9 protein-coding genes and 1 pseudogene are annotated in these 10,461 nt (G+C 72.7%); 7 read left to right on the forward strand and 3 right to left on the reverse strand.

Annotated elements, in window-relative coordinates:
• The 6 genes and pseudogenes from FAF44_RS48945 to FAF44_RS48970 form a co-directional block, all read left to right on the forward strand.
• A pseudogene (locus tag FAF44_RS48945) lies at positions 1–485 on the forward strand (hypothetical protein); the annotation flags it as partial.
• Positions 486–503: 18 nt separating this feature from the next.
• The gene (locus FAF44_RS48950) at positions 504–2,186 is read left to right on the forward strand and encodes a serine/threonine-protein kinase (RefSeq protein ID WP_237110330.1); all 1,683 of its coding nucleotides are present in this window, start codon (positions 504–506) and stop codon (positions 2,184–2,186) included.
• On the forward strand, positions 2,183–3,025 hold the full coding sequence (locus tag FAF44_RS48955; RefSeq protein ID WP_237110331.1) for an AraC family transcriptional regulator: 843 nt from the start codon (positions 2,183–2,185) through the stop codon (positions 3,023–3,025). The genes FAF44_RS48950 and FAF44_RS48955 overlap by 4 nt, the downstream gene beginning before the upstream one ends.
• 11 nt (positions 3,026–3,036) lie before the next feature.
• On the forward strand, positions 3,037–3,699 hold the full coding sequence (locus tag FAF44_RS48960) for an AzlC family ABC transporter permease (protein ID WP_237110332.1): 663 nt from the start codon (positions 3,037–3,039) through the stop codon (positions 3,697–3,699).
• Positions 3,696–4,007, forward strand: coding sequence for an AzlD domain-containing protein (locus FAF44_RS48965; RefSeq protein WP_237110333.1), 312 nt, complete (start codon positions 3,696–3,698; stop codon positions 4,005–4,007). Before FAF44_RS48960 ends, FAF44_RS48965 begins: the two co-directional genes overlap by 4 nt.
• Positions 4,008–4,016: 9 nt before the next feature.
• On the forward strand, positions 4,017–5,279 hold the full coding sequence (locus FAF44_RS48970; protein ID WP_237110334.1) for a serine/threonine-protein kinase: 1,263 nt from the start codon (positions 4,017–4,019) through the stop codon (positions 5,277–5,279).
• A 7-nt stretch (positions 5,280–5,286) separates the two neighbouring features.
• Here FAF44_RS48970 and FAF44_RS48975 read toward each other — a convergent pair whose 3' ends face one another.
• The 3 genes from FAF44_RS48975 to FAF44_RS48985 are packed head-to-tail and all read right to left on the reverse strand — an operon-like array spanning position 5,287 to position 7,176.
• On the reverse strand, positions 5,287–6,216 hold the full coding sequence (locus FAF44_RS48975) for an RluA family pseudouridine synthase (protein ID WP_237110335.1): 930 nt from the start codon (positions 6,214–6,216) through the stop codon (positions 5,287–5,289).
• Positions 6,209–6,886 (reverse strand): signal peptidase II, encoded by a 678-nt coding sequence (gene lspA / locus FAF44_RS48980; protein ID WP_308193531.1) that lies wholly within the window; start codon positions 6,884–6,886, stop codon positions 6,209–6,211. Before lspA ends, FAF44_RS48975 begins: the two co-directional genes overlap by 8 nt.
• Positions 6,787–7,176 (reverse strand): TraR/DksA C4-type zinc finger protein, encoded by a 390-nt coding sequence (locus FAF44_RS48985; protein ID WP_237110337.1) that lies wholly within the window; start codon positions 7,174–7,176, stop codon positions 6,787–6,789. The genes lspA and FAF44_RS48985 overlap by 100 nt, the downstream gene beginning before the upstream one ends.
• Before the next feature lie 468 nt (positions 7,177–7,644).
• On the opposite strand from FAF44_RS48985, the gene ileS reads away from it, so the two are divergent.
• On the forward strand, positions 7,645–10,461 hold a 2,817-nt coding region (ileS, locus tag FAF44_RS48990), incomplete at its 3' end, for an isoleucine--tRNA ligase (RefSeq protein ID WP_237110338.1).

Here is a 10,461-nt window from a genome sequence, read left to right on the forward strand (position 1 = left end):
CCCCCAGCTCCACCCCCGAGGAGACGAAGAAGAGCCCGCTGCCGTCCGGGTGGAAGAGCTACACCGACAAGAAGCTCGGCTTCTCCATCGGCCTGCCCAAGGGCTGGAAGGAGTGGGTGCGCACCGGCAAGGGCGTCGAGTTCAAGGGTCCGGGCGGGGCGCCCAACGCGCACGTCCGGGTCGAGGAGATGCCCCGGCTGGGCAAGGATCCGCTGAAGGGCTGGAAGAAGCTGGAGCCGAGCCTCAAGGACCGCTACGGCGGCTACAAGAAGCTCGGCATCAAGGAGGCCGACTTCCGCGAGGCCGCCGCCGACTGGGACTTCATCTGGCCCACCAACACCGGCAAGAGCCGCATCCGCTACCGCGGGTTCGTGGCCGAGGACGGCAAGGCGTACGCGATCTACTGGCACACGCTCAACAGTCACTGGAAGGACGACTACCACTTCTTCGAGGACTTCTGCGCGACCTTCGTGGCCCCCAAGTAGGCGGGTAGGCTGCGCTGCGTGCACGTCAGCAATCGTTATCGTCTCATCGAGCCGCTCGGCGAGGGCGGCATGGGCATCGTCTGGCGGGCCTACGACGAGCTGCTCGACCGCACGGTGGCGATCAAGGAGGTCCGCTACACGGGCGTCGGCGACGCCAAGCGGGCCGAGCTGAACCGCAGGACCATCAGGGAGGCCAGGGCGGCCGGGCGGCTCGACCATCCGTCCGTGGTCGTCATCCACGACGTCGTGGAGGAGGACGGCCGGCCCTGGATCGTGATGCAGCTCGTCCGCTCGCGCTCGCTGGCGCAGGTGATCGGCGAGAGCGGGCCGCTGCGGACCGGGCAGGTCGCGGTGATCGGCGGCCGGGTGCTCGACGCGCTGCGGGCCGCGCACGCCACCGGGGTGCTGCACCGTGACGTCAAGCCCGAGAACGTGCTGCTGGCCGACGACGGCCGGGTGGTGCTCACCGACTTCGGCATCGCCTCGATGGAGACCGAGGCGGGGCTGACGGCGACGGGCGGGCTGGTGGGCACGCCCGCGTACATGCCGCCCGAGCGGCTGAACGGCGACCCCGCGCGCCCCGAGTCCGACCTGTGGTCCCTGGGCGCCACCCTGTACGCCGCGGTCGAGGGCCGGCCGCCGTTCAAGCGCGACTCGTGGGCCGCGACCGTGGCGGCGGTGCTGCGCGACGAGCCGGAGCCGCCGGCGCGGGCCGGGGTGCTGGAGCCGGTCATCATGGGCCTGCTGCACCGCGATCCCGCCGCGCGGATGCCCGCGGCGCGGGCCGCCCTGCTGCTGCACGAGGCCGCCGCCGCGCCGCAGCCCCCCGCCGCTGCGGCGAGTGGATCGGCGCCCGCCTGGAGCGCGGGCACCGGTCACGGGCGGGAGACGACCGGCCCCGGCGCGTCCGGGAGCGGCCGGCGGACGTCCGCCGACGCATCGCCTCCGACCGGCCAGAACGCGGGCGGATCCGGCACCGGCGAATCGCGGACGGGTGTGTCTCACCTCGGCAGGCCGAACCTGACACTGCCCGAGCAGCGGGGCGGGCGGCGCAAGGCGGTGTGGATCGGGGTGCCCGCGGCGCTGGCGACCGTGGCGGTGCTGGGCACGGGCGGCGTGCTGCTGTCCGACCGGTGGACGGCCACGGCCCCCACCGTCAGCCCGCCGCCGGCTACCACCACACACACCGCCACGCCCACCGCAGAGCCGACCGTGACCCCCACCCCTGACCCCGACGGCGTGGCGGCGCCCGCGGGCTGGCGGTACTACCGGAACGCGGCCGGCCGCTTCCGGATCGCCGTCCCCGCGCAGTGGCGGCCCAGGAAGCACGCCACCCGCGACAGCGTCTCCGTCCAGGGGCCGGGCACGTCCGGCACGCTGATCGTCGAGTGGACGGTCCCCGACATCCCGTGGAGCGACCCCGAGCGGCACTGGCTCGGCCTGGAGCGGGAGATCCGGGCCAAGGGCGAGTTCCAGCAGTACCGCAGGGTCCGCATCGCCGCCACCGGCTACCTGGGCCGCAAGGCCGCCGACTGGGAGTTCACCCGGGTCCGCGACGGCCGGACGATCCACGTGATCAACCGCGGCTTCCACACCGCGGACGGCCGCCCGTACGCCCTGTACTGGGAGACCCCGCAGGCCGACTGGGCCAGGAACCGGCACTACTTCGAGACGTTCGCCCGAACGTTCCGGCCGCTGTGATCGAGCAGGCCCGGTTCTGGCGGCATCCGGCGGTGCCGGAGACCGACCTGCTCAAGGCCCGCTACGTCACCCACCGCTTCTCCCGGCACGTGCACGACGGCTACGCGATCGGGCTGATCGTCTCCGGCGTGGAGGAGTTCGACTACCGGGGCACGCTGCACCGGGCGGCGGCGGGCGAACTGGTGCTGGTCAACCCCGACTCCGTGCACACGGGGCAGGCGGGCGTGCCGGGCGGGTGGGCGTACCGGATGCTCTACCCGTCGGTCGACGCGCTGACGGCGATCGCGGCCGAGCTGGGCGCGCCCGCCGGGACACCCCACTTCCACGCGCAGGTGGCACGCGACGACCAACTGGCGGCGCTGCTCGGCCGGGCGCACCAGGCGGCCGAGCGCGGCGACGCGCTGGCCGCCTCGACGCTGAGCCGTACGCTGTTCGCCCGCCTGGTGACCCGGCACGCCACGCCGAGGCCGGTCGCGCCGGTGGCGGCGGAGGGCCGGCGGGCGGTGCGCGCGGCGCTCGACCTGCTGCACGAGAGCCTCGTGGACCCGCCGCCGCTGGAGGACCTGGCGGTGGCGGTGGGGGCGCGGCCGTTCGCGCTGCTGCGGGCGTTCAAGGCCGCGACGGGGCTGCCGCCGCACGCCTACCTGACCTCGCTGCGGGTGCGGCAGGCGCGCCGGCTCCTGCTGTCCGGCATGCGGCCCGCGCGGGTGGCCGCCGAGGTGGGCTTCACCGACCAGGCGCACCTCAACCGGCACTTCAAGCGCATCGTGGGCGTCCCGCCCGCCGCCTACCAGCGGGCTGCAAGAACGTACAAGACGGACGATTCGCCGGGCCCCTAACCTCGGGCGGCATGGAACAGACGACCTCCCGTCCCGCCCCCGTGCGGGACGGTCTCGGCGTGGGACTGGCCGTGGGCCTGTCCGGGATCGCCTTCGGCGCCGCGGCGGTCACCGCGGGCCTGTCCGTGGCGCAGGCGTGCGTGCTGAGCCTGCTGGCGTTCACGGGCGCCTCGCAGTTCGCGCTCACCGGCGCCGTCGCCGCCGGCGGCGACCTGCTGGCCGCCACCCTCGGCGCGCTGCTGCTCGGCGGGCGCAACACGCTCTACGGCCTGCGCCTGGCCGACCTGCTGCGGGTCCGCGGCCCGCGCCGGCTGCTGGCCGCCCAGGGCGTCATCGACGAGACCACGGCCGTCACGATGGCCCAGCCCGACCCCGGCTCGGCCCGTACGGGGTTCGTGACCACGTTCGCCAGCCTGTACCTCACCTGGAACCTCACCACGCTGGCCGGCGCGTACGGCACCTCGTTCCTCGGCGACCCCGGCGTGCTGGGACTGGACGTGGTGGGCCCGGTCGCCTTCCTGGCCATCCTGTGGCCGCGGCTGGCCGAGCACGCCGAGCTGCGCTGGCTGGCCGCCGGCGCGGCGGCGATCGCGCTGTCCACCACCCCGTTCCTGCCCCCGGGCGTCCCGGTGCTGCTGTCGGCGGTGGCGGCCCTGGTGGTGATGTCGCGATGACGTTGTGGTGGGCGATCGCCGTCGTCTGCGCGGGCTGCTACGCGCTGAAGCTGGCCGGGCTGGCCGCGCCGCGGCGGGTGCTGGACCATCCGCGGGTGCGCAGGTTCGCGGAGCTGGTGCCGGTGGCGCTGCTGGCGGCGCTGATCGCGGTGCAGACGTTCACGGCACAGGGCGGGCTGAGCTTCGACCCGGCGCGCGCGGCCGGGCTCGGGGCGGCGGTGGTGGCGCTGCTGCTGCGCGCGCCGTTCCTGGTGGTGCTCGCCTCGGCGGCCGTCGTCACCGCGCTTGCCCGGATATTTCTGGGGTAGTCGCGGTGTATGTCCGATTCAGGCGGGATCGTGGTCGGCGGACGGTACCGGCTGCTCAGAACGATCGGCAAGGGCGGCATGGGCACGGTCTGGCACGCCCACGACGAGGTGCTCGGCCGGGACGTGGCCGTCAAGGAGGTGCTGCCCCCTCCCGACCTGGCCGGCGAGGATCGTGCGGAGTTCGCCGCGCGCACCTTCCGTGAGGCCAGGGCGGCGGGCCGGGTGGCGCACCCCGGCGTGGCGACCGTGTACGACGTCCTGGAGGAACGTGGTCACCCCTGGATCGTCATGCAGCTCGTGCACTCGCGCACGCTGGGCGAGCTGATCCGCGAGGACGGCCCGATGTCGCCGTCCGAGGCGGCGGCCGTCGGCCTGCGGCTCATGGAGGCGCTGCGCGCGGCGCACGCGGCCGGGGTGCTGCACCGGGACGTCAAGCCCGACAACGTGCTGATCGCCGACGACGGCCGCGTGGTGCTCACCGACTTCGGCATCGCCACCACGGAGGACGAGGCGCCGGTCACGAGGACCGGCGTCCTGGTCGGCACCCCCGCCTTCATGGCCCCGGAACGCGCGGCCGGCGGCCGGGCCAAGCCGTCGTCGGACCTGTGGTCGCTGGGCGTGACCCTGTACCTGGCCGTCGAGGGCCACTCGCCCTTCCACCGCGACAACGCCCTTGCCACGCTGGGCGCCGTCATGCACGCCGAGCCGCGCCCGCCGGCCCGCGCGGGGGCGCTCGCCCCCGTGCTGCTCGGGCTGCTGCGCAAGGATCCGGCCACGCGCATGTCGCTGGACGAGGCGGCGCGGCGGCTGACCGCGATCCTGGCGGGCACCGCCCCCGAGCACACCGGCCCGATGACGTTGCCGACGGCAATGCCCGGCATGGCGCCGGAGCCGAGGAGACGCCGGCTGCTGCCCGTCGTCGCGGTCGCCGGGAGCGCGCTGCTCGTCGGGGCCGTCACCGGAGGCGCGGCCTGGTGGTCGCAGCGCCCGGACGGCACCGCCCCCGCTCCCGCCGTCGTGACCACCGAACCGGCCCAGGAGCGGCGGATCTCCGGCGAAAGCCCCTCCCAGGACGGCGGCCGGAGCACCCCGCCAACAGCCCGGGACCAGCCCACCGGCCCCGCCGCGACCACGGACGACGAGGGCGGCCAGGACGACCGGATCGACGGGTCAGACGGATCGGACGGGTCAAACGGATCGGACGGGTCGGACGGGTCGGACGGGTCGGACGCCGGTCAGGACGGCGGTCAGGACGGCGGGCAACCCGCCTGAGCCCCGCTCAGGACTCCGCGCGCACGACGTCCAGCGCCTTCTGCAGGTCCTGCGGATAGTCGGTGCTGAACGACATCCACTCCCCCGTCGCGGGATGCTCGAACCCCAGCGCCACCGCGTGCAGCCACTGCCGCGTGACGCCCAGCCGGGCCGCGAGCGTGGGGTCGGCGCCGTAGAGCAGGTCTCCGACGCAGGGGTGGCGCAGCGCCGCCATGTGCACCCGGATCTGGTGCGTACGCCCGGTCTCCAGCTTGATGTCCAGCAGCGACGCGGCCCGGAACGCCTCCACCGTGTCGTAGTGCGTGACCGACGGCTTGCCCCCGGCCACCACCGCGAAGCGGCCGTCGCCCGACGGGTGCCGGTCGATGGGCGCGTCGACGGTGCCCCGGAACGGGTCGGGGTGCCCCTGGACCAGCGCGTGGTAGCGCTTGTCGACCGTGCGCTCCTTGAAGGCCCGCTTGAGCTGCGAGTAGGCGTGCTCGCTCTTGGCCACGACCATCGCGCCCGTGGTGTTGGCGTCGAGCCGGTGCACGATGCCCTGCCGCTCGGCGGCGCCGCTGGTGGCGATCGTGTGCCCGGCCCCGAGCAGCCCGCCGATCACGGTGGGGCCCGTCCAGCCGACGGTGGGGTGGGCGGCCACGCCGATGGGCTTGTTGACCACGATGATGTCGTCGTCCTCGTAGACGATGGCCATGCCGGGCACCGGCTCGGCGACCGGCATCGGCGTCGTGACGGGCGGCGGCATCGTCACGTCGAGCCACGCCCCGGCGTGCACGCGGTCGGACTTGGCGGGCAGGCGGCCGTCCACCATCACCTCGCCGGAGGTGATCAGCTCGGCCGCGCGGGTGCGGGAGAAGCCGAACAGCCGCGAGAGCGCGGCGTCGAGCCGCTCGCCCTCCAGCCCGTCGGGCACCGGCAGGCTGCGCTGCTCAGTCATCGCCCGGCACCTCCTTGGACCCGTCGATCTGCACGTTGCGCCAGGCCAGGATCACCGCGAGGATGCCGCCGCAGACGATCGCCGAGTCGGCGATGTTGAAGACGGGGAAGTAGTCGATGACGGGGAAGTTGCCCGGCAGCACCTCGATGAAGTCGACGACGTGCCCCTGGAGCTGCGAGGGGCGCCCGATCCCCGAGGGGTAGCGCAGCAGCCTGTCGGTGAGGTTGCCCATGGCCCCGCCCAGCAGCAGGCCGAGCGTGACCGCCCAGGACCGGCTGCCCAGCTTGCGCGCCGTGCGCACGATGGCCACGACGACGCCCGCCGCGATGAAGGTGAAGATGAACGTCATCCCGGTGCCGATGCTGAACGCCGCACCCGAGTTGAAGATCACCCGGAACTGCAGCACCCCCGGGATCACGACCAGCGGAGCCTCGCCCTCGAGTGTGCGCAGCACGATCGTCTTGGTGACGAGGTCAGCCGCGTAGATCACGGCCGCCAGCGCGACGAGAACGGCGAAGAGGCGCCGCCGGGGCCTGCCCGCCGCGCCTCCCCCCTGTTCGGCCGCGCCTGTTACCGGCGCTCCTCCTTCTGCTTGCAGGCCACGCACAGCGTCGCCCTCGGGAACGCCTGGAGACGCTCCTTGCCGATCGGCTTGTGGCACGATTCGCACACTCCATAGGTCCCTGCGTCGATCCTGGCGATCGCACGTTCGTTCTGCGCGACCAGATCGCGCGCATTCAGGGTAAGGGCGATCTCGCGTTCGCGCTCGTACGTCTTGGCGCCGGCGTCCGCCTGGTCGTCGCCGGCTCCCTGGGTGACGTCTCCAGAGGCTATCTCCGATTCGTGGCGGAGGATGTCCGCCTCCAGCTCGTCGGTCTCCTTGCGAAGAGTGCCGCGAACCTCGGCCAGCTCCTCCTCCGACCACATCGACGGTGTAGCCGTCTGCGTGCCTGCCGCCATGGCTGCCTCCAACTGCTGATCAAGGCCGTAAATGGTGCGGGCAGCTTAGGATCCATATAACGGAACGGCAAACGACCCGCCGGAGGGTTTACCTCTCCCGTACTATCCCGCCCCGCGCATTCAACTCCTCCCCAGGCACGTCCATTCCCACAACTTTGCGCCGTTTACGAGTTGTGTACCGGAGCGTGCCGTGAAACTCGGACCCCCACCAGGAAACGAGGAAGCCTTCGCTCCCACTCTGCGTTATGGTTTGAGACTGCAAGGCGTTGATGGGGCCCGACTGTGAGGGATATCACCCCGGAGCCGCCGGAAGAACGGCTCTCCCGAGCTCACTAGACCCGGCAGCAGACCGAAGGAAGAGGGCCCCGCCCGAGCGGGGTCAAGAAGGGTGGTACCGCGGAGCCGCAGGCTTCGTCCCTTCACGCATGCAGCCCGACCGGCCGATCAAGCGTGGAGGTCCCGCCCGAGATGTCTTCCCCATCATTCCGCTCTCTTCCCGCGCAGGTCGACCTGCCCGCGCTCGAGCGCGAGGTCCTCGACCGCTGGCGGGACGGGAAGATCTTCGAGCGTTCCGTGGAGCAGAACGCCGGAAACCCCGCCTGGGTCTTCTACGAGGGCCCGCCCACCGCCAACGGCCTGCCCGGCGTCCACCACGTCGAGGCACGGGTGTTCAAGGACCTGTTCCCCCGCTACAAGTCGATGCGCGGCTTCAGCGTGCCGCGCAAGGCGGGCTGGGACTGCCACGGCCTGCCGGTCGAGGTCGGCGTCGAGCGCGAGCTGGGCCTGTCCGGCAAGAAGGACATCGAGACGTACGGCATCGCCGAGTTCAACGCCAAGTGCCGCGAGTCGGTGCTGCGGCACGTCGACGCGTTCGAGCAGATGACCGAGCGCATGGGCTACTGGATCGACCTGTCCCAGGCCTACCGCACCATGGACCCGTCCTACGTCGAGTCGGTGTGGTGGTCGCTGAAGGTCATCTTCGACAAGGGGCTGCTGTTCCGCGACTTCCGGATCACCCCCTACTGCCCGCGCTGCGGCACCGGCCTGTCCGACCACGAGCTGGGCCAGCCGGGCGGCTACGAGACCGTCTCCAGCCCGTCGGTCTACGTCCGCATGCCCGCGACGTCCGGGCCGCTGGCCGAGCTGAACGCCGCGCTGCTGGTCTGGACGACGACCCCGTGGACACTGGTGTCCAACACGGCCGTCGCCGTGCACCCCGACGTCACCTACGTCGCGGCCCGCACCGCCGACGGCGAGGTCCTGGTGGTGGCCGAGCCGCTGCTGTCGGTGCTCGGCGAGGGCGCCACCGAGGTGGCCCGCTTCACCGGCCGCGACCTGGAGCACACCCCCTACAGCCGCCCGTTCGACCTGGTCGACATCCCGGGCGCCCACTACGTGGTGCTGGGCGAGTACGTCACCGTCGAGGACGGCACCGGCCTGGTCCACCAGGCGCCCGCCTTCGGCGCCGACGACCTGGCCGTGATCAAGAAGTACGACATGCCGATCGTCAACCCGATCGGCCCCGACGGCCGCTTCCTCGACGACGTGCCCATGGTCGGCGGCACGTTCTTCAAGGACGCCGACGAGGCGCTGACCGACGAGCTGCGGGCCCGCGGCCTGCTCTTCCGCGGCGGCCACTTCGAGCACAGCTACCCCCACTGCTGGCGCTGCCACACGCCGCTGCTCTACTACGCGCTCCCGTCCTGGTACATCCGCACCACCGCGGTCAAGGACCAGATGCTGGCGGAGAACGCCGGCACCAACTGGTTCCCCGACACGATCAAGTGGGGCCGCTTCGGCGAGTGGCTGCGGGGCAACGTCGACTGGTCGCTGTCGCGCTCGCGCTACTGGGGCACGCCGCTGCCGCTGTGGGTGTGCTCGGCCGACGAGTCCCACGTGACGTGCGTCGGGTCGCTGGAGGAGCTGGGCACGCTCGCCGGCCGCGACGACGTCTCCTCCCTCGACCCGCACCGCCCGTACGTCGACGACGTCACCTTCGACTGCCCCTCCTGCGGCGCCCTGGCCCAGCGCGTCCCCGACGTCATCGACGCCTGGTACGACTCCGGCTCCATGCCGTTCGCGCAGTGGGGCGAGCGCGGCAAGCCCGAGGGCGTCTACCCGGCGCAGTTCATCTGCGAGGCCACCGACCAGACCCGCGGCTGGTTCTACTCGCTGATGGCCGTCGGCACGCTGGTCTTCGGCCAGTCGTCCTACGAGAACGTGCTCTGCCTCGGCCTCATCCTGGCCGAGGACGGCCGCAAGATGAGCAAGCACCTGGGCAACATCCTCGAGCCGATCCCGCTGATGGACCAGCACGGGGCCGACGCGCTGCGCTGGTTCATGGCCTGCTCGGGCTCGCCGTGGGCGGCGCGCCGGGTGGGTCACGGCACGCTGGAGGAGATCGTCCGCAAGGTCCTGCTGACGCTCTGGAACACCACGTCGTTCTTCACCCTCTACGCCAACGCCGAGTCCTGGTCGCCGTACGCGCTCGCCGAGGCCACCCCGGCGGCGCGGCGATCGCTGCTCGACCGCTGGGCGCTGGCCGAGCTGCACCGGACGGTGTCCGAGGTCACGGCGGCGCTCGACGAGTACGACACCCAGCGCGCCGGCCGCCGCCTGGCCGACTTCCTCGACGACCTGTCCAACTGGTACGTCCGGCGCTCGCGCCGGCGCTTCTGGCAGGGCGAGCAGGACGCGTTCGCCACCCTGTACGAGTGCCTGGAGACGGTGCTGCGCCTGATGGCGCCGATCACCCCGTTCCTCACCGACCACCTGTGGGACGTCCTGCGCACGGCCGAGGCGCCCTCCTCCGTGCACCTGGCCCCGTGGCCGGAGGCGCGCGAGGAGCTGCTGAACCCGGCGCTGTCCGACCAGATGGCCCTGGTGCGCCGCCTGGTGGAGCTGGGCCGTTCGGCTCGGGCCTCGTCGGGCGTCAAGACCCGCCAGCCGCTGCGGCGGGCCCTGGTGGGGGCGCACGGCTGGCCGTCGCTGCCCGCCGAGCTGCGCGCGCTGGTCGCCGACGAGCTGAACGTCCAGGATCTGGAGGACATGTCCGGCTTCAGCGCCGACCTCGTGTCCTACACGGTCAAGCCCAACTTCCGGGCTCTCGGCAAGCGCTTCGGCTCCCAGACGAAGATCGTCGCCGCCGCCGTCACCGCCGCCGACCCGGCCCGCGTGGCCAGGGCCCTGCGCTCGGGTGCCACCGTCATGGTCGAGGCGGACGAGCTCGGCGAGGTCATGCTCGGCCCCGACGAGGTGATCGTCAACGAGCAGCCCCGCTCGGGC

This window comes from Nonomuraea sp. MG754425 (assembly GCF_021699195.1).
Lineage (GTDB): Bacteria > Actinomycetota > Actinomycetes > Streptosporangiales > Streptosporangiaceae > Nonomuraea.

What these genes read in the sequence shown, in the direction of transcription:
- FAF44_RS48960 (WP_237110332.1), top strand. Translation starts at nt 3,037, where the DNA reads ATGGAACAGACGACCTCCCGTCCCGCCCCCGTGCGGGACGGTCTCGGC.
- FAF44_RS48965 (WP_237110333.1), top strand. Translation starts at nt 3,696, where the DNA reads ATGACGTTGTGGTGGGCGATCGCCGTCGTCTGCGCGGGCTGCTACGCG.
- FAF44_RS48970 (WP_237110334.1), top strand. Translation starts at nt 4,017, where the DNA reads ATGTCCGATTCAGGCGGGATCGTGGTCGGCGGACGGTACCGGCTGCTC.
- FAF44_RS48975 (WP_237110335.1), bottom strand. Translation starts at nt 6,216, where the DNA reads ATGACTGAGCAGCGCAGCCTGCCGGTGCCCGACGGGCTGGAGGGCGAG.
- FAF44_RS48985 (WP_237110337.1), bottom strand. Translation starts at nt 7,176, where the DNA reads ATGGCGGCAGGCACGCAGACGGCTACACCGTCGATGTGGTCGGAGGAG.